Genomic DNA, 21,117 nt, shown 5'->3' with positions numbered 1-21,117 from the left:
CATTTCGCGGGCTGGTGCTCTCTCTTGACGCTCGTGATCGCCGCCGCGTCGGGATATCGATCGGCGTGGTAGCCGCTGCCAGCCTGTTGGAGGTCGCGGCAATATTCATGGCCACCGTGGCACTGACCGAGGACGCTCCGCTGTGGCCGGCGTTTCTGCTAGCCGCAGCCTGGGTGATCGTCTCCAGCCTGGGCGTCATGGCGAGTAGGGGCGCAGGATATTCCTTGGCCGAAGGACTATTAGAGCGGGTGCGTCGCACTCTTATCTCGCTTCCTTATGGCTGGTTCTGCACGGACCGCAGGGGCGATCTCGCGACCCTGACCACGGGGGACGTGATGCAGGCTATGTCGATTCCAGCGCATCTTCTCCCGCGCCTCATTCCAGCGGTGATCGTGCCGTGTTCCTTGGCAGTGCTGCTGACATCGCGTGACCTCCTCCTAGGAGGGATCCTCTGGGTGCTCTTGCTTTTCTGTTGGGGTGCGGCAGTATGGGGGCGCGCTATGGTGGCCGCCAGCGACGGTCGTTTGCATGAAGCCCAAGAACTAGCCGCTAGCGCGGTGATCGAGTTTGCTCGGCTGCAACCGACTCTGCGCTTGGCTTCTGCCCAAAGCTTCGGCCGGCAGCGCATCGATACCGCACTCGATCGCGTTCGCGACGACACCGCACGCATGATCCGCTTGGTCCTGCCAGGCGTGACTGTATTCGCCTTCATGGTGCAGCTCACCATTGCGCTGAGCCTGGTGGTGGCGGTTGTGCACGGGGTACGCAGCGAGCAAAGCGGTATAGCAATTGTGCTGAATATTCTGCTGCTGTTGAGGTGTATCGAACCTTTACGCGGTGTTGCTGAACTCGCAGCAGCGTTGCGCATGGCCCGGAACGCAGTGCAGCGGCTGCTGGATTTCTTCGCTACCCCACAACTACAGCAGGACCCTGAGCGTGCTGCTCAGCCACCCAAGCTCAACCCCGAGACGGGAAAGCCCGCGGCGTTCTCGCTGGAACACGCGAGCATGCACTACCCGAACTCCACCTCTGGAGTCGATGACCTCTCCTTGGACTTCGATGGGCCGGGTCTAGTTGCGGTTGTCGGCGCTTCCGGATCCGGGAAAACCACCCTGCTCTCCCTGCTGGTGCGCTTCGGGGATGTTGATTCCGGAACAGTGCACCTTATGGGGCGGGATGTACGCGGGATGAGCATCGAGGATATTTCCACCCACGTCAGCGTGGTTTTTCAGGACACCTACCTGCTCAATACCAGTATTCGTGACAACATTGCCCTTGCTCGACCCAGCGCTAGCGCTACAGAGATCGAGCACGTCATGGACATCTGCGGGGTAGAGGATCTCGCGCGGTATCTTGAGGATGGCGTTGACACCGTAGTGGGCGAAGGCGGCGAGCGGCTCTCGGGTGGAGAAAGACAGCGTGTGGCCATCGCCCGCGCTCTACTCAAACAAGCACCCGTGGTGTTGCTTGATGAGGTCACCTCCGCGCTCGATGCTTTCCAGCAGCGGATCATCATGCAGGCCATCGAGAAGCTGCGGCAAGATTCCACCGTTGTGATGGCGGCACACCGGTTGAGCACAGTCGTGTCAGCCGACTGCATCGTCGTCATGGATTCTGGACGCATCGTCGATGCCGGCACCTACAGCGAACTGCTGTCGCGCTGTTCCACATTCCAAGCGATGCACTCGTCTTCTGCGGAGCGGGGAGAGGATAGCCGGTCATGACTAGCATGGATACAGTCTCCCCTGATCTCACAGCTGGGCGCGTCTACGCGTTAAAAGTGCACCATGTCTACCGCGAGCAGGCCGCATATGGCTCGATATCTCGAGCGCTGAGGAAAGTCGATTACGCTCACGTACCGGCGCACCTCACACCGATTCTGCGCCGCTGGGAAAGCATCACCTCGAACCCCGACGTCCAGCAGAAACGATGGAGGGAATTGCTTGCACAGGACGCCGGTGATGTGCCCCAGTCATGTTCCTGGTCCGAAGTCCGCGTGCGTGGCGAGGAGCTACTTTCCGAAGCTGGGTGGGACGAGAGCACCATCGACAATCAAAAGAATCTTGACGCATTTTTCTCTACCTGTGATGCCGAACTCGAGTCGCTCATTGTGGGAGAAAACACCGTGCGACAGATACTTTTTGACAACGATGCACTCAGTGCCGCCTCGGCTATGTATCAGAACAACCCAATTAGTAGTGCCATCAATACCAACGTGGCGTCCGAGCTCGCTGCCCGCGCAGCGCGCTGCCCATCCAGGCTCGCCGTGGCAGAGATAGGTGCGGGTACAGGCGCACTCACTGACCCAGTTCTTGATGCACTCCGGAACGCACACGTGGACTACACCTTTAGCGATGTCTCGCGGTGGTTTCTGCACCGTGCAAAGCTACGCTACGCAGGACGGCCCAGTATGAACTTCGGTATCGTCGATATCAATGATGCCCCTGGTGAGGCTTTGGATTCTCTCCATACAGGCTCGGGGTTCGATGTAATCGCCTGTGGAAACGTTGCACATAACGCACTAAGGCCTGTGCAACTGCTCTCGGAGCTATCCGAACATCTGCGGCCGAACGGGAGCATGTATCTCATCGAGACAGGAACAGAACATCTTCCCCTGCAGATCTCGATGAGGTTTCTTATGGCGCCAGATCCGAGTGGGCCGCGCCAAGAATTTCAGGATGCCCGCGGAAGCAGCGGACGCATTTTTCTCAACCGTGAGGAATGGGTAGAGGCAGCCACTGCAGCGGGTCTCACCGTTAAAAGCCGGTACCCAGAAAAACACCACCCCCTAGAATGGCTGGACCAATTCAGCCTAGAGCTCATCAAGGAGGAATCAGTCTCGTGACTCGGGCTAACTCCGCTATCGCCGTCGTATCTATGACGTGCAGGTACCCCGGTGCCGACACCCCAGCGCAACTCCTTGGCCTCCAATTAGACGGTGAATTCGGCTATGGTCGCCGCACACCGTCGCGGGACGCAGCTGCCTCCGCACTACATCGCCATCCGCATTTTGTTCCCGTCGTCGGCGATCTCAGCCACATGGACGCATTCGATGTTGAGGCACTCGGATTGAGTGAGAGCGCCGCGCAGTCCACCGACCCGCAAATGTTGCTGGCGATGGAATTGGTTGGTGAAGCGCTTGATCTTGCCGGTTTCACAGGGGAAGAAGAGTGGGGAGTTACCGGTGTTTTTTCTTCCTGCGCAGAATCGGTATATCTCCACGACAACCTTTCTAATGATTTCGATCCGAGGGGCGGCACGGATCCTGTCCGCAGCCTCGAACTGCACTCCCGCAACGTTGCGGATTATCTGCCTCTACGCATTGCGTACCGGTACAACCTCACTGGTCCAACGATGAGTATCGGCGCAACATGTGCATCGTCTTTGGTTGCTGTTCATCAAGCTTTCAATAGCTTGCACGTGCATGAGTGTGATACCGCCATCGTCGTTGGCGTGAGCCTGAAAGACGTGGGGGCGCATCTGAGCGGCTATGTCGCTGTTCCTGATGGGCCATACTCGCCGTCTGGCTTTACCCACTCCTATGGCAGTGACGCCGATGGAACCGTGTTCACCCAGGGCGCGGGCGTTATTGTATTGCGGCGAACGACAGACGCGCTGCGTGCGAACCAGCCCGTGCTGGGAATGATCGCAGGCTCCGCTGTAACTAATGATGGTAGGTATGGCCGAGCCAGTTTTAGCGCCCCATCAGTAGAAGGGCACGTCGCCGCCATTGAAGAAGCTTTGGCAGTCTCCGGTCTTGAAACACAAGATATTGGGCTGTTGCACGGTCACGGCACAGCTACGGTGTTAGGCGACGACGTAGAGATTGCGGCCTTTTCTCAAGCATACGGGCAACGTCACGACGATGACCTCCCTCTATGTTCGATCAAAGCCCACATCGGTCACACTGATAGTGCAGCGGGCATCGCTAGCCTCATTGCTTCGATTCAGGCCGCGGCTACTGGTATTCAGCCGCCTGCGCACACCGCGAATTCTCCGCACCCATCGCTTGCGCGCACAAAGAACCTAAAGCTCCTTTCTTCCCCGCGTACGTGGGATGCAGCGCAACGGTGGGCAGGAGTAAGTGCACTGGGCATCGGAGGCGTGAATTGCCACGTTATCGCCGGATATGATGAGCGCTGCACGCCGGTGCAAAACTTTGCGGCGGAGCGGGACAACGTTTCTTTGAAACCGCAGGAAGATCCTCTATTTTTGCTCAGTTCGCATACCGCAGACAGCGTGCGAGACATGGCGCGATGTGTGGGAATCACTCTCGCTGCGCATCCTGATTGCGGCCCTCAACTCGCTGGGATGCTGGCCGTGCATCGACTGCAGCGACGCTATCGGGCGGTCTATTCCCTTTCCCAGTTGCGTGCACGTGCATCCGATACCCACGACGATGCCATCGCCGAGCCCACCATTGTGGATAGTGGGAATAACCCCGCCCTACTGTGGGTATTCCCCGGTGCTGGTGTGCCACTGCGGGGAGCTGCAGTGGGGCTACACCGTGCCGAGCTAGGGCAAGCCGGTGAGCAAGAATTCTGGACGCACCTGCATGACTTGTGCCAGCGCTTTCACGAGAAAACCGGCACAGATTGTCTCGCATTTTTGACTGAGGATATTGCTGCCGAGCAGGCCCAGCATGAGCCTGTTGCGCCCCTTCTCCTCTTGGCTTCTCTCTACGCATACAGCGTCTCGCTTGCCCGTGCCGCACAGGCGGAAGGGATCATGCCGGACGTGATGCTTGGTCATAGTGCCGGCGAGTATGCTGCGGCAACGATCGCAGGCACGCTCTCGGTTGATGACGCCGTCTCTCTGGTGTGCGCCCGTGCACGAGCGATGGAGAACGCACCAGAAGGAGAGATGCTCAGCGTGGGGCTAAGCGCGACAGCCCTAGAGGAACTCTGTCGTGACTCCGCCACCGACGCTTCTGTTAGCGCAGCGTTTCAGGCCTGCGATATCGCTGCAATAAATGCGCCCAATGCCGTGGTGCTGAGTGGACCGCGTCGGGACATCGCTGTGCTTCGACACGCTGTGGAAGAAGCGGGCGCAACGACCCGAAATGTCGGTATTGCAGCAGCCAGCCATTCCCGGCTCATCGAAGGAGAACTGGCGGCGTTTCGCGAGGTAGCCACCACTGTTGGATCACCTATTGGGCAAGTAACCATGGTGAGCTGTCTCGACACGCAGGTCCACGGTGCTGGGGAGAAGATTGAGCCCGAGTATTGGGTGCAGCATTTGCGCCAGCCTGTGCGTTTCGATGCGGCGGTGGACACAGCCATCGACGCACTCGAGTGCCAAGGATATGACGGTGTGCTCGCCTGCCATATTGGGCCCGGTTTGGGGCTTGCGAAAATGGTCGCTCGGAGGCCCATCTGCAAGGCGAGTCTCAGTCTTGCCCCAGCACAGCAGAACCCAGGTGTTACTCCACACCAGCTGGTGCGCGGACATGTGTGGGCGGCCGGCCGCGACTCTGCAGCCTCCGAACTCGTCACAGACGAGGGCTTTGCTCCCCAATTAGTGGCAGAGATGGGGTTTTCTTATCGACGCACCCCGACGGTGAAACCGAGCCACAGCAGCACCCAGACCAGTCGCCGATCACGCACGGTTCAGGCCCACATCCCCAAGTACTGCTTGGTCGATACGCCCGAGGCTGAGGACACCGAACGCTCGTACGTGTTCGCTTATTGGCCCCCTGAGGCTCGCCACCAGGCTGCCACACTCGATCCGAGTGTGCAGTGGGTGGACTATGGCGCACAGGACCACGCATCGTGGGCCGACCTCGATGGTGTGGTGTTCTTCCCAACGCTGCTGTCCACGCAGAACACTGCGCCCGCACTCGATCGGGTGCGAGAGGAGCTCATGGCCTACGTTGAACTGCACAATCTATGGAGCCAGCCATCAGAGTCTCAGAAGGGTGGGCCAGCGCTGCTCGTTGTCTCGCACGCCAGCGCCGCGGTAACTTCCGCAGACAGCCCCGAAGCCCATCGTGCGGCCACGATAGCGGCCGCTCGAGTATTCGCTCAGGAGCATGGCGGGATTGCTTGGGCCACCGTGGATCTCGAGGAACCGCTGGGAACCCAGGCACACCCACATCTTCTCGCGAGGATGCTCAACCGCAGTGCGAGCGGTGGATTCCACTATGCGCTGCGCGGTGGCGTGCTGCTCCAACGAAGCTGGGTTAGTGCCGAAGATAATCCAGCGTTGGATGCTGTGCTGCACCAGGACACGCACACCGACGGCGCTGCAACGCCGGCTCCAGCGCTGCAGGTATTAGTGCTTGGTGGCACAGGCCGTGTCGGTAGCAACGTGTGTCTGCACCTAGTTAGCCACGGCCACGAGGTAACGGTGTGCTCGCGTACGGCGCCGGCCGCACAGGGACATCAAGGCCGGCTGGCCGCGGCGATCGCTGCCGGGGAGTTGCGGTGGGAAGCCGCAGATGTCACCGATGAATCCAGGGTGCAGGAGATATTGGCTCACGAGGATTACGACGTGTGCATTTTCGCTCCGGCGGAGATTGATCTGCTCACCTTTGAAGAGATGGATGAGGACGGGCTCAGCCGCGTCATGTCGGCCAAGATTGCAGGTCTTGAATGCCTGGCCACAGCCATTCAAGACAGCGGCAGTAGCCCACGTGTCCTCGTGATGTCCTCCGCAGCAGTAACTATCGGTGGTTTCGGGCTCGGTGGATACGTTGCCGCCAGTGCCTTCATTGATACCTGTGCTTCCGCCCGAGGGTGGACAGTGATCGACTTCGATCGTTTCCGGCTGGGAAGTGAAGAGGAAAACAACGCCGCCTCGGAAGTCTCTTTGCGTCACGCTATCGATATCGATGATGCTTTGAATGTCATTGACAAGGTTATGCGGGAAGAAAGTAGGTCTGATACCGGATTACACTTCGCGCTATCTGCTGGTGAGCTCAACGCTCGCTCCCGTACGTTGGTCACGCGTCGATCTACTACACCAGCGTGCGTGGAGCAGCAAGAAGAAGCTGCATTATGGACAACTCAGCAACGCGCAGTAGCAGAAGTGTGGGCGGAGGTTCTAGGTGCACGTGACCTCAATCTAGACACCGATTTCTTCGCCGCGGGCGGGCACTCGCTCCTCGCGACCCGAGTGCTCTCATTGTTGCAACAGCGGCACGGAATACACGCCCGGCTGCGCGATCTTCTCGATTATCCAACGGTACGGACCTTCGCAGACCACCTCGACCACGGGGAACATAGCGTCGATAAGCGCGACGCTCATGCTCCGGAGCCGGCCCCCACGGAAGCTGTGGCTTACACCCTTGGCACTGCTCACGAACCATTTCCGTTGACGCGTATTCAGCATGCCTACTGGGTGGGCCGAGGTGATGGCTATGAACTTGGTGGGGTGGCGTGCCAGTTCTACCTCGAGTACCGTGTGCAGGAGCTCGATATCGCTCGGTATCAGGCGGCATGGGATGCCACAGTGGCACACCATCCCATGCTGCGCGCTGTCATCGTGGAAAGCGGAGAGCAGTGCATTCGTGATCGCCGAGCCCCCACGATCGACGTGCATGATGCACGAGCCACCTCGGCTGAGACGCAGCGTAGGCTCGTGGAACGCACCCGAGAGCGCGTTTCGCGCCGGGTGTCTGATCCCGCCGTGGACTTCCCAGTGTTGGTGGAAATTGTGCGCACCGATGCCGGCGATCATGTAATGATCGCGGTCGATGTGCTCATGGTTGATTCCGCATCATGGCTCATCGTCGACTCCTGTGTGCAGCACTACTACGAGCACCCCGAGGTAGCTCTGGAGCCGCTGCCTTTGACATTTGAGGACATTCAGCGTTTCCACGCCAGCCAACCGGGTGAGACGGCACAGCGTCGGCGTGCCCGCGAATATTGGGACTCTCAGCTCGACGGATTCCCTGACGCACCTGCTATTGCGCGCCATCCCGCTCATGGTGCGCCTCGCTTCACGCGATTGAGTGGCCGTGTTCAGGGCCACGCTCTGGCAGAGCTGCGTCAGCGTGCTCAGCAAGCGGGAGTGTCGCTCACCAGCCTGCTACTCAGTGCTTATGCCTACGTACTTCACGATTATGCAGGGCAAGAAGATATTGCTGTCTCGGTGACCCATTTTGATCGCCGAAGTGCGCTTCCAGCCGAATGGGCAGAGCAGGTCGACTCCGTGGTCGGGGAATTCTCCTCCATGCTGCTCCTGCGTAGTCACGCTGATGCTGGAGAAGCGTTGCAGGACGATCGACTGAGAGCGATCAACCGAGAACTTTTTGATGCCTTGGATCATCGCGCAATGTCCGGAGTGGAAGTGCTTCATGCGCTGTCTCGTGCGCGGGGACACGTCGTCAGTGTTCCGGTGGTATTCACCAGCATGGTCGACTTCGAACAAGACCACGACCACAGTTGGCTGGGCGAGTATGTCACCGGTATCTCCCAAACTCCGCAGGTGTGGCTGGATCATCAGGCATTCTTCCATCGCGGTGAGCTTGTACTGCAATGGGATGTTGCTGACGTCGTGGACATCGATGAAGCGGAAATCTTCTTCGAGAAGTATCTTCGGATCCTCGGCGGCACCACCGACATCACAGCGCAGCAAGCTCAGGATGGCCAGCAGCATAATCAGGACCGGCTCGAATCCTCCTCGTCTAAGAACACCGCGGCGGATGAGCCGACATCCTCGGTTGCGGAGGAGGAACAGCTCAGCGGCGATGCCACGGATCTTGTAGCGGTCGTGCGTCAGGCTTGGGCCGACCTTGTAGGCGTGCCTGCCGAGTCCATTCAACGAGACTCCACCCTCCTCGATATCGGTGGAGACTCACTTTTGGCCGTTCGTATCGCGAACACGCTGAAATCCCAGTTGGGGTGCACCCTTCCGGCGCCCCTGATGAGGGCGGATGTCACCGTTAACGAGGTCGTGGACAAGCTCGCACAGCTGCTCGCACCGTCCCCAGCAGAGCACCCCGAGGGCCAAGCCAGCATCGAGCTCAAGCGTGCCGATCCTCAGCAGCGCTTCCCGCTGATGTCTCTCCAACAGGCATATTTTGTGGGGCAGACGCAGGCGCTCGACGTGTCGTATCCGACCGCGCACGTCTATACCGACGTTCCGCTGTGGAATATGCAGATCAACGACCCAGCGGAGGTGACGAGAATCCTGCGTTCTGCCTGTCGCCGTGTGGCTGTGGCGCACCCAATGCTGCGTGTGAGTATTGATGAAGACTCACTCCAATATTTCCGGCCAACGTCGGCGGACGTTATCGATTCATGCGTGGAGGTGCGTGTTGTCGATATGCGTGGGCTGACTGCGCCGGAAGAACTCGAGGCGGCCCTGCAGCGGCACCGCCACACTATGACTCACCAAGGGCCAAATCCAGTAAACGGTGGAGCTACAGCGATAGTAGGGGCACTACTTCTGCCTGGCGGTCATGGTCGCTTCCTCGTCTCCTCCAGCCTCCTCGTTCTCGACGGCTGGTCTGCGTCACTATTTGACCGGGCTCTCCTGAAGGCACTGTGTAGTGAAGAGCCGCTACCTGAACTCGACATTACTTTTGCGGATTACGCGCTTTCTGTGCAGGAGTATGAACAAGATGCCGTGGATACGGACCGGCAATGGTGGAGCGAACGGCTTCCCACTCTTCCTGCGCCTCCAGTGCTTAACCCCGCAGATGCTCCTGCCACTGTGACTAACAGCGCTGGGTCGATGCTCATGCTAGAACGCAGGATTTCTGCAGAGACGTGGTCACGCATCTGCCAACGGGCACGCAGAGAAGGTGTTACTGCTACCACAGCAGCAATGACGGCTTTCGCGCTTGCTTTAGCAGAGTGCACTCACCGTGGTGCGATGCTACTTAATACGCTGCAGCACAATCGACACGGCATACACCCGGATGTGATGGACCTGATGGGACCCTTCTCGCGCACAGCTTTAGTGTCCCTCGAACTTGGGAGGAATGATTCCTCTGGCGCGCAGCCGACGATACGAGAAGTGGCACGGTCAATTGCTGCTCAATCTGGTGAGTGCTTGTCCCACAACCTCATAAGCGCAGTGGACATCAGCCGAATGCTGTTGAAGGACATGGGCCGAGCGCGATCCGTGGCGCCGATTGTATTCCAGTCCACACTCGGAATGGACGCAGCGTTGGGCGGTGACTTGAGCACCAATGCTGGCCCTTTGGGAACGATAGATATCTCGGAGTACTTCCAGCAGGTTCGCACGCCTCAGGTGGAGCTTGAACTGCGTTGTTTCGAGCTCTACGGGGAATGTGTGTTGTCCATGGCCGCTCTCCCGGAGCGGTTTGGGGATGTGCCATCGTTGATTCTCGATCAAGTATACGAGCTCTTATTGGAGCTAGGCAGCGAGTCCGCATGGCACAAAACTGTCGAGATCCCTCAAGAGCGCATGGCTCTGAGCGATTATCTCACGGCAGGGGAGAATGAGAATTCTCATAACTCACCGCAGAAGCACGTGCGTGAGATCTCCGCTGAGCTAGAGAGGTGCATTGAAAGGCTGTGGAACGAGCTCGTTCCTATTGCAAGCGAAGAACACTTCTTTAGGGGCGGAGGCGATTCCTTGCTGGCCGTGCAACTTATACAAAGGTTGTGTTCCACAGGGCTGGAGTGCGTGGATAGCCGCCGGCTATCAATGGCAGAAGTAGCCCCAGAGTTTTTTGCGCACCCCACTCGGGAAGGACTGGCGCAGGCGTATATATCTGCTGCTGTGCAGGGGGAAGGAGGAACCTCCGACGGCGATGAAAGCGCCGCAGATTCACACAAAGCGTCTACAGAGTCGGCTCGGGTAAAAGAGATTGATATCGCGAGTGTGGTTCGAGACTGTTGTCTGCATCTCACCCGCGGCGAGGGAAGGCCAATATTTTTCATTCACCCCTCTGGCGGCGATGCATTGTGCTATCTAGAATTAGCGAGGCGCCTAGAAACGGATCGTCCATGCGTTGCGATTATGGATCCGGAGATTGCCGGACACGACGTTCTCGGCGCGAGTATCGACGAGATGGTTGATCTTTACTATAGTTTAATAAAAGAAATATCACCGGATGGTCCCTACACGATTGGCGGTTGGTCAATGGGAGGAACATTGGCTCACGAAATCGCGTGTGCTCTTCGCAAGCAAGGGGATTCGGTTGATCTTGTGTGGATGTTGGATTCTAATTCTCCAGAAAGAATTATCGATATTCTCAAACAAGGCGAAGCGCTGTCTCTGAGCGAAGAAGAGCGCCAGGAGTGTAGCGACAATCGCATGATGTTGCGGCAGCTGCGTTCTATCGAAGCCTATCTTGGTCTCGACGGTGATAGCGGCCCCGACTCCGATGTAGACACGTTGTGCGAAAAACTCGAAGCGCACGGTGTAGACGTGTCCCCGAAGGCGCTACAAGTGCGAAACGACATATTTTCTCGCCATATTCACGCGCTTTATGATCATCATGCGCACCCGTTGGACCAAGAAGTAGCTGTTCTTCTGGTGCGGGCGGATCAGCGCTCCCCCCGAAACAGCGGGGAGGGTATGGGGGTCGACGACTGCACGGAGGAGCATCTCGGGTGGGATTCTTGGATCGATGGCCCCTTCGAGGTACATGGCGTGCCAGCACACCACTATTCGATTCTTCGACAACCACAGGTGGTCCGAGTGGCCACGCTGCTCTCGCAGGCGTTGCGTAACCACACCACGGGAATCCACACCACGGGACGCTCGCGGTGCTCGCGCGCCGCCGCAGCTGAAGAAGGCGATAAGCCTCCCTGATGGGGTGCTGATCGTGCCTAGCACATTCCATCCCTCTCATCACCCATCCTTTCGCCCGAGCGCGAAAGCCCACTCTCATAGGAGACTGACATGGCAATGAACCGCCGCCGATTCCTCTCTGTCACCGGCTTAACCATCGCTGGGGCCGTACTAGCAGCCTGTGGCTCTAATAACGGCGACAGCAGCAGTGCACAGTCCTCGTCCTCCGGTGCCGCCGATTCCGCTGACGCGACCCTGACTTTCGCCTCCGTTGCTGCAGGCAGCCAAGCCTCCATTGACCCCCATGGCTCGCTGTTCTCCGAGTCCGATTGGTTCCGCCTCAGCTGCGTGTACGATCAGCTGCTGCTCAGCGACGATGAAAACCTGGTACCGCGTCTTGCCACAAAGTGGACCCCGAATGAGGATTCCACCCGCTGGGTGTTCGATCTTCGCGATGACGCTCACTTCGCAGACGGCTCTCCGCTCACCGCTCAGGATGTGTTCTACAGCCTCAAACGGATCGACGAGATGAAGGAACAAAACGGTGTGCGCTTGGGCACCGTGGACATTCAGTCCTCTCGCATCGTGGACGATTTCACTATTGAGCTTGCGACGTTCGAGCCGGATGCGGAGCTGCCGCGAATGCTTGCCGGTTTCATCCTCGTGGTGAAGGACGGGACTGCCGAATTCGATTCGCCCATAGCATCGGGACCGTTCGTTCAGGATGCCTTGGAGGGCACCAATGCTGTGCTGAGCCCCAATGAGCACTGGTGGGGAAGTGATACCCGTGCCCAGCGAGTAGAGATTAACGGCTTCAGCGATCCTCAAGCGATGGCCAATGCCGTATCCACCGGTGCGGTGATGGTTGCTTCCTCGCTCGCCCCTGCCGCCGCGAAGTCGCTCGAGCAGCAGTCCGGCTACACCATCCGCCAGCGGCCTGGCTACGAGACTTATCCGCTGCTGCTGCGTGTTGATACCGCGCCCTTCGACAAGAAAGAAGTGCGAGATGCTATCAAGCTTGCTCTTGACCGTGAGAAGCTCGTCGAGCAAGTCTTCCTCGGCTATGGGTCCGTGGGCTATGACATGATCAAGCACAATGATCCCTCGGTGCCGAAGGATGTCACCCCCATCAAGCGCGATGTGGAGAAGGCCAAGAAGTTGCTTGCCGAGGCGGGACACCCGGACGGCCTGGATCTGACTCTGCACAGCACGCAGTCCTATCCGGGGATGATGACCACTGCCACGGTTGCCGCGGCGCAACTGGAAGAGGCGGGCATTCGCGTCACGATCGAGGAGCACGCCCCTGATACCTATTGGTCCACCGCTTACACGGTGGAGCCCTTCACTGTGGGCATGTACACCAACACTCCTTTTGCGGTGACCGTGCGCCAGACGGTGCTCTCCTCCTCTCCTTTCTCTGAGACGGGCTTCAAAAACCCGCAGTTCGACAAGGACTTCGCTGACGCTATGAGCATCCAGGATGAAAAGGAGCGTAACGAGGCCCTCGGCAAGCTGCACCACCGTATGGCAGAAGAAGGCGGCTGGGTCGTGTGGGGCTTCGGCAGCGGCTTGGACTGCATGGCAGAAGGAGTCAGCGGCTGGCGGGATGGCTCTGCCCGCTACACCCTCGACGGGGTCGAAACCGCCTAATTCCGAACCACGCTAATCAGCTAGTCAGCTAATCAGGAGCCGCGATGAAAAAAGCCCCACCCACCGCCGATAGCAGGGCGCCGAAAGGTGCAGCGGTGATGAGCCGTGTGCTGAGCAATATGGGCTCTGCACTTGTGACCTTGCTGGTCGTTGTGAGCGTCGTGTTCTTGATTACTGCGTGGCTTCCTGGAGACTTCGCCTCCCAGCTCGCTGGGGCGAACCAAGATGCCGCGGAGCGCCTGCGCACCCACTATGACCTCGACCAGCCGGTGCTGTACCGGCTGGCTAGCTGGTGGTGGAGCGCCCTGCAGCTCGATTTGGGAACGAGTTGGATCGGGGGCACCGATGTGTTCAGTACTGTCACTCATCGATTGGGGGCCTCATCTGCCATCGTGCTGCCCGCGTGGATCTTGGCGATGACTTTCGGCATCGGTGGGGCATTGATTCAGGCTGTGCTGCGCGGTCGCCCGAGCGCTTTTGTGCTTAGCGCCTTCGTCGCGGCCTGCGCTGCGATCCCGGAGGCCATTGTGGTCGTGCTACTTGTCCTGCTTTTCGCGGTGAAGTGGCGGCTTCTTCCGGCTGTGACCATGATCCCCCTCGGGGAATCACCGTGGGGATCGCCCGAGCAGCTCGTACTCCCGGTGCTCGGGCTGGCCATCCCCGTGGCTGCCTGGGTGGCGCGGATCCTGCGCGGCCCCGCAGAGGAGCTGCTCGCTTTGCCACTGTATGTCTCGGCCCAGCGTCGCGGCATGCCGTTGCTGCAGCGGCTGTGGCGTTGTGTGGCGATCCGGATGGCACCCGTGGTGCTGCACACCGCGGCGATTGGTGCCGTCGGACTGCTGGGAGCTGGTGTGGTGGTGGAAGCACTACTGAATTATCCCGGTGTGGGCGGGCTGCTCGCCAGCGCCCTCGGGGCACGCGACATGCCGGTGGTGCAGGGAATCGCCCTGGTGCTGTCCTGCATCGCCGTCGTGGTCTACACCAGCGCTGATGTGCTCAGCGTTGCCCTGGAGAGGCGGGTGAAGCGATGAGCCGGATACGAATGCGGCAGCAGCCACGCACCAACGTGGTTGGCACCGAGTCCCGCCGCAGCAGGCTGTGGCCTGGAACGCAGATCGCAGCTGTAGTAGTCAGCCTGCTGATGGCGCTGGTGTGCGCGCTGGTGCTCTACGGCCCAGTGCGGGCCGGCGATACGGTGCACCCAGTGTCGTTTCCCTATGACCAAGAGGTGGGACTGCTGGGCGCCGACGCCTTGGGCCGTGACGTGGGACAGCGATTATTGGCAGGCGGTGCTCGGCTTTTGGTGGCGCTGCCGATTGGTGCTGTGACCACCCTCTGCATCACTGTGCTGTCCCTTCTCGCCGTGCAACGCCCGCGGTGGAGAAGGGTGGCCAACCGTCTGTCCACATCCCTGTTAGCGATCCCGGCAATGGTGGTGGTGCTTGCGGCGGCGAGTATCTTTCCGGCGTGGATCGCGGTGTCAGCGGCCATGTTGTTGCTGGGAGTGCCGCAGGGCATGCGCCAGCTCAGCGCGGCGGCGGCGCCGCTGACGACCGCCGGCTTCATCGAATCGGCCCGGGTGCGCGGTGAAAGCACCGTCGCTATCGCTCTCCGGGAGATGGTGCCGGCGTTATTTCCGCTCATCGGCGCCGATGCCGCAGTACGGTGTCTGGCTGCGATGCAGTTGATGGTGAGCGTTCATATCCTCGGGCTGGGGCCCACGGCCCCCACGGCGGACTGGGCGCTCATGATCCGAGAAAACCTCTCCGGGGTCATACTGAATCCAGCAGCGGTTATTGCCCCGACCTGCGCTATCGTTGCGCTGCTACTCGTCGTCGTCTTGTTTTTCGATGTGCTGGTCAATGCCGTGCAGCCGCCGACGCTGCGCTCTGGGCACACCTCGCAGCGTCGTGGAACCAACACCGCGGCCACCGCCGCCACCGCGGCGCCAGAACACGGGCCTGCGGCAGCACACCCGACCGCGCTCGGTGCGCGCATCGCGGTGGAGCAGCTACGCATGGCATATCCGGGCTCCACGCCCATCGAGGTGCAGTCCTTGTGCGTCCAACCGGGCGAGATCCTAGGGATCAGCGGTGCTTCTGGCAGTGGAAAATCCACGCTGCTCTCGCTGCTCGCGGCCTGTCCCGCACCCGCCCTGCAGGTTACGGGGCAGGTGTGGCTGGGCGGTAGGCGCTTTCCCACTGATACGCACGCAAGCGAGCACAGCGATAGGTGGTGGCGACGCTGGCGCCGCGAGCATTGCGGTCTCGTCGAGCAAGACGCGGTCACCACCGTGGATACGGCTCGTTCCCAATGGTCGATTATTCGAGACGGCCGTCCTCGGCGGGCGATCGATAGGGAAGCGGTGAATGCCGTTGCCCAGAGCGTGCGCCTCGATCCGGAGAAGTTTGACTCCTTGGCGCGCATGTCCGGCGGGCAGTGCACTCGCTTGGCATTAGTGCGTGCCCTGGCCCATGCGCCAGAGATTCTCGTCTTGGACGAGCCCACTACTGGTCTTGATGCTGCCGCCGTGGATGCGGTGGCGCGCGTGCTCGAGGATGCGGCAGCCCGCGGGGCCGCCATTGTTCTCAGTAGCCACGACCCCGACTTCCTGCGGCGAGTGTGCGATCAGGTTGTGGTGGTGGAAGAACAGGACACACGCACCATCATCAGGCCCTCAACCGTGGCTGAACTGCCCTGCGAAGACACCGCAGAGCAGGAAGAACACCCACCGCATGCGAGCAGCGGTTCCGCTGAGGTGTCGCCGCGCCGGGATGCGGGGCAGGGCACTGTGTTCCAGGATCATGGTGGCCTGAGCGTGCAGGGCATGGAGGTGTACACGGCGAAGGGAGAGCTGCTTCTCCACGACGTCCACTTCCGTGTGCCCGCCGGCAGCTTCGCCGTGCTGAGCGGCCCGAGCGGCTGCGGGAAAACCACGCTCATCCGTTATATCTTGGGGCTTCTCGGTCCCGGCCCGATTCGCGAGGAGTGCGCCTATGCTGCCCAAGATGCCTCTCAAGCCTTGCATCCCATGTTTAGCTTGCGCCACCAGATCCGGCGCGCCGCGGTCTGTGGCGGGCACCCGCTTCCGCAGGCATATGCGGACGAGCTGCTTGCCTCGGTGCGGCTGAGCGCGGTGGAGGATCACAAGCCAGCCGCATGCTCGGGCGGGCAGCGCCAGCGCGCCAGCATTGCCCGTGCTCTCGCCGCCGGCCGGCCCATTCTGGTGGTGGATGAGCCCACCACTGGTCTCGACACCCGGCATACCGCCGAGGTTGTCGATCTGCTTTCGGCAGTCGTGGAGAAGGGGACAACGGTGCTTGCGGTCACTCACGATCCCCTGGTGCTCCAGCGGGCAGACCACGTGGTCGACGTGAGCCGCTGGTGCGTGGATTCCTAGGCGTTGCGGCACGAAAAAAGCGTCGATAAGCGTGTGCATGCTTATCGACGCCATCTCGCGGCTATTAGATCCCGCCGCGGGGAGCTTCCGTGTGGTCCTTGGCTTCCTCGCCCTCCGCATAGAGCGGCATGTCCGAGTTAGCCCGGTAGAACGGAGCGTTATTGGGGGCCAGCGGCTGGCGACCAGCGATCAGATCGGAGGCCTTCTCCGCGATCATGATGGTCGGGGCGTAGATGTTGCCATTGGTGATGCCAGGCATCACCGAAGCATCCACCACATACAGCCCCTCGGTGCCGTGCACCTGCATGGACTTCGGATCCACCACAGCCATCTCGTCGGAGGACGGGCCCAGCTTGGCAGTGCAGGAGGGGTGCAGGGCGGTCTCGCCATCGTTGCGGACCCATTCCAGGATCTCCTCGTCGGTCTGTACCGACGGGCCGGGGGAGATCTCGCCATCGGTGTATTCGCGCATGGCATCGGTGTCCAGCAGCTCGCGGGCTACGCGGATGGCCTCAACCCACTCGCGCTTGTCCTGCTCGGTGCTCAGATAGTTGAACAGCATGCTGGGCTTGGCGTGCGGATCGGTGCTGGTGATGCGCACATGGCCGCGGGCATCCGAGTACATCGGGCCCACGTGGAACTGGAAACCGTGGGCGGCACCGGAGGTGGTGCCGTCGTAACGGATTGCCGCCGGCAAGAAGTGGAACATGAGGTTGGGGTAGGCCTCGTTGTCGTTCGATCGGGCGAAGCCACCAGCCTCGAAGTGAGAAGAGGACACCGGTCCCTTCTTGGCAAACAGCCACTGCGCACCAATGAAGGGGCGCTTCCACATCTTCAACGCCGGCATGATCGACACCGGCTTGGTCACGTTGTACTGCACATACACCTCGAGGTGATCCTGCAGGTTAGCGCCTACGCCAGGAAGCGCAGAGACCACATCGATGCCGTGCTCCTTAAGAAGATCGGACGGGCCCACACCGGAGAGCTGCAGCAGCTGCGGGGTGTTGATGGCACCGCCGCTCAAGATCACCTTGTCGGCGTAGACGCGGCGAGTCTGGCCCTTCCACTCGTACTCCACACCCACAGCCTTGGTGCCCTCGAAGAGCACGCGGCGGGTGAAGGCGCGGGTGCGCAGCTCGAGGTTCTCGCGCTTGAGGGCGGGGTGTAGGTAGGCGCGGGCCGCCGACTGGCGAGTGCCGCCCACAATGTTGCGGTCGAAGGGGGCAAAGCCCTCCTGGCGGTAGCCGTTGACGTCATTGGTCAGCGTGTAGCCGGCTTCCTTCACAGAACGGAAGAAAGCCTGGAACAGCGGCGACTGGGCCGGGCCGCGGGTGAGCTTCAGCGGACCATTGTGGCCACGGCGAGGATCATCGTCGTCGGCAGCCAAGGCGGTTTCCATGCGGTTGAAGTAGGGCAGGCAGTGGGCGTAGTCCCAGTCCTGCATACCTTCGGAGTCGGCCCACTTCTCGTAATCCAGCGGGTTACCGCGCTGGAAGATCATGCCGTTGATCGAGCTGGAGCCACCCACGACCTTGCCGCGGGCGTGGTAGATGCGCCGGTCGTTCATCTCCGGCTCAGGATCGGACTCGTACTGCCAGTCATAGTGCTTGTTTCCGATCGGGAAGGAAAACGCAGCCGGCATGTGCACGTAGAGGTCCCACAGCGAGTCCATACGGCCCGCTTCCAGAACCAACACATCGGTCTCGGCGTCCTCGCTGAGGCGTGCCGCCACCACGGAGCCGGCGGAGCCGCCGCCCACCACGATCACGTCGCGCCGCTTTTCCTGCACGAACTCCACGCTGTCCTCAGCGAGCCCGAGCCGCTTCTTTACACCGCTCTTAAGGCTGTCGGTAAAACCCAAGGTTATAGATCCTCCTCATGACAAACTTGTGACAATTGCACAAAAGATACCGAAACAATCGTAATGACCCCCGGGAGGCTTAAGCCACCGAGCAATCATTGATTTCCTATTCCCCGACCCTACGCTGCGGTAACGAGGTTCAAAAACCGCACGCATGGGATGTGTACCCACCTCAATCAGGGGGTTTGGCTAGTTGTTTTCTCGCAGCCTTTAATGCACCCTCGAAAGTTGGCGAAGGGTGCTCACGCACGGCACCCTTCCTTATATATGTGCGTCGACAAACACAAATTTAAGGATGTGAGAGCGTGAGCTTCGAGCCCACCTCAACAAACAAAGAAAGAAGTGACGAGCAGCCACACGCTGAAACTCAAGACGCGCCCGCCGCTGTGAATACCTCCGGCGATCGCGTCGCAGCAGAGAAGCCTCAAGTGAATAAACCGGTGTTCGCCATCTCCGTGATCGGCGTGTTCGCCATGGTCCTCTGGGCGGCCCTCACGCCTAACTCGGCGAACGCTGCCTTGGGCAGCATCACCTCGTGGATCTCCGTGAATCTGGGCTGGTTCTATATCCTCACCGCTACCGCGGCCGTGGTGTTCGTGTTGGTGATCGCGCTCGCGCGCACCGGCACCGTGCGTCTCGGCCCCGATCATTCGCGGCCACAGTTCGGTCTCTTCTCTTGGTCGGCGATGCTCTTCGCCGCCGGCATCGGCGTGGACCTGATCTTCTTCGCCGTTGCCGAACCGGTGACCATGTACTACAACCCGCCGGTGGGGGACGCCGAAACTCGCCAGGCAGCCGAAGACGCTGTGGTGTTTGCGCTCTTCCACTACGGCATCAGCGGCTGGGCGCTGTACGCGCTCATGGGCATGGCCTTCGGCTATTTCGCCTACCGCCTCAATATGCCCCTGGCCTTGCGCAGTGCGCTCTATCCGCTGATCGGCAAGCGGATTCACGGGCCCATCGGGCACTCTGTGGACATTGCAGCCACCTTGGGCACTGTCTTTGGTATCGCGGCCTCCCTCGGTATCGGTGTGGTGCAGCTCAACTACGGATTGAAGATGGTCTTCGGCATCGAGGAAGGGCCTACCGCCCAGATCATCCTCGTGGTGGTGGCCGTGTCTGTGGCCACGATCTCCGCGGTCTCCGGCGTGGACCGTGGCATCAAGCGTTTGAGCGAGTTGAACGTGATCATCGCCCTGGTGCTCATGTTCTTTGTGGTCTTCACCGGCCGCACGGCCTTCCTCTTTGATTCCCTTGTGATGAATGTGGGCGACTACGCCGCCAACTTCGTGGACTGGACCCTCGATACGTATTCCTTCTCGGAAACCCCGCAGGCCACCCGCGATTGGCTCGCCTCCTGGACCCTGTTCTTCTGGGCCTGGTGGGTGGCGTGGGCTCCCTTCGTGGGCTTGTTCCTTGCCCGCATCTCCCGCGGACGCACCATTCGCCAGTTCGTCTTCGGTACACTCACCATCCCGTTCTTGTTCATCGTGATGTGGATGAGCTTCTTCGGCAACTCCGCGCTCGACCGCATCATAGGCGGGGATGATGAATTCGGTGCCGTGGCCATGGAAGAACCACAACGCGGATTCTATGACCTCATTCAGTCCTATCCTGCAGGCATGATCCTGGTGGTGCTGGTCACCGCAGTGGGCCTGCTGCTCTACATCACCTCGGCGGACTCGGGTGCGTTGGTGCTGTCTAACTTCACCTCCAAGATCGAAAACAGCCGCCAAGACGGCCCCACGTGGTCGCGCATCGTGTGGTCGGTGATCGTCGGTGTGCTCACCCTCGTTCTGCTGGCTATCGATGGCGTGGTGACAGTGCAAAACGCCACCATCGTGATGGGCCTGCCCTTTACCGTGGTGATCTATTTGATCATGTACAGCCTGTGGAAGTCCCTGCGCATTGAGGCCTATAAGTCTGAGGCGCGCATGGTGGCTATTCACTCGGCGATGTCGGGGCGCCTGCGTAGCCGCGGCGGCTGGCAGGGACGCCTCGAGCGCGCCATCAACTGGCCCTCCGCGGACGACGCCCAAAGCTACATGCTGGATGTGGCCAAGCCCGCAATGGAGAAGGTGGCCCAAGAAATCCGCCACCTAGGCTTCGACACCCTGCTTTTGTACTCCGAGGTGCCCGATTGCGAGGTGAGCCAGCTGGATCTCACGGTCGGCTTCGGCGATGAGAAGGACTTCCGTTTCCAGATCTATCCGGTGGTGAGCGAGGTGCCCTCCTATGCGGGCAAGGCCACCGCCGAGGATCAGGAATACTACCGCCTGGAAGTGCATGACCTGCAGGGCTCGCTCGGCTATGACGTCTATGGCTACAGCGAGGAGCAGCTGCTCAACAGTGTGTTGGATCTGTTTGAACGACACCTGGAGTTCTTGCACATGCAGGCCGGCAACCGCGGAAACACCGATGTCTCTGATGGGGCGGCTCCTTCCCGAGTGTGGGAAGAGAACTAAGCACCGCGCGGTGTGGCCTGTGTGCT

8 protein-coding genes are annotated in these 21,117 nt (G+C 60.3%); 7 read left to right on the top strand and 1 reads right to left on the bottom strand.

The window, feature by feature from the left end; all coding sequences use genetic code 11:
* The first annotated feature begins 14 nt into the window (after positions 1–14).
* The 6 genes from CCICO_RS07470 (at position 15) to CCICO_RS07445 (ending at position 16,765) form a co-directional block, all read left to right on the top strand.
* Positions 15–1,724, top strand: a complete 1,710-nt coding sequence (locus CCICO_RS07470) for an ABC transporter ATP-binding protein (protein ID WP_167540141.1) — start codon at positions 15–17, stop codon at positions 1,722–1,724.
* On the top strand, positions 1,721–2,845 hold the full coding sequence (locus tag CCICO_RS07465) for a class I SAM-dependent methyltransferase (RefSeq protein WP_018019161.1): 1,125 nt from the start codon (positions 1,721–1,723) through the stop codon (positions 2,843–2,845). The genes CCICO_RS07470 and CCICO_RS07465 overlap by 4 nt, the downstream gene beginning before the upstream one ends.
* Complete coding sequence (locus tag CCICO_RS07460; protein ID WP_018019160.1) at positions 2,842–11,736, top strand: type I polyketide synthase; 8,895 nt, start codon at positions 2,842–2,844, stop codon at positions 11,734–11,736. Before CCICO_RS07465 ends, CCICO_RS07460 begins: the two co-directional genes overlap by 4 nt.
* Positions 11,737–11,826: 90 nt before the next feature.
* Positions 11,827–13,365, top strand: a complete 1,539-nt coding sequence (locus CCICO_RS07455) for an ABC transporter substrate-binding protein (RefSeq protein WP_083878261.1) — start codon at positions 11,827–11,829, stop codon at positions 13,363–13,365.
* Positions 13,366–13,463: 98 nt separating this feature from the next.
* Positions 13,464–14,396 (top strand): ABC transporter permease, encoded by a 933-nt coding sequence (locus tag CCICO_RS07450; protein ID WP_018019158.1) that lies wholly within the window; start codon positions 13,464–13,466, stop codon positions 14,394–14,396.
* Positions 14,397–14,407: 11 nt separating this feature from the next.
* Positions 14,408–16,765, top strand: coding sequence for an ATP-binding cassette domain-containing protein (locus tag CCICO_RS07445; protein ID WP_018019157.1), 2,358 nt, complete (start codon positions 14,408–14,410; stop codon positions 16,763–16,765).
* Between the two features lie 64 nt (positions 16,766–16,829).
* On the opposite strand, the gene betA is transcribed toward CCICO_RS07445, so the two are convergent.
* The gene (gene betA, locus CCICO_RS07440) at positions 16,830–18,563 is read right to left on the bottom strand and encodes a choline dehydrogenase (protein ID WP_026161349.1); all 1,734 of its coding nucleotides are present in this window, start codon (positions 18,561–18,563) and stop codon (positions 16,830–16,832) included.
* Positions 18,564–19,012: 449 nt separating this feature from the next.
* Here betA and betT point away from each other — a divergent pair, with 449 nt between their 5' ends.
* The gene (gene betT / locus CCICO_RS07435) at positions 19,013–21,091 is read left to right on the top strand and encodes a choline BCCT transporter BetT (RefSeq protein ID WP_156809828.1); all 2,079 of its coding nucleotides are present in this window, start codon (positions 19,013–19,015) and stop codon (positions 21,089–21,091) included.
* Positions 21,092–21,117: the final 26 nt, after the last annotated feature.

Origin of the sequence: Corynebacterium ciconiae DSM 44920, from assembly GCF_030440575.1 — a bacterium.
GTDB classification, from domain to species: domain Bacteria; phylum Actinomycetota; class Actinomycetes; order Mycobacteriales; family Mycobacteriaceae; genus Corynebacterium; species Corynebacterium ciconiae.
This window is presented reverse-complemented; position numbering and strand designations above follow the sequence as displayed.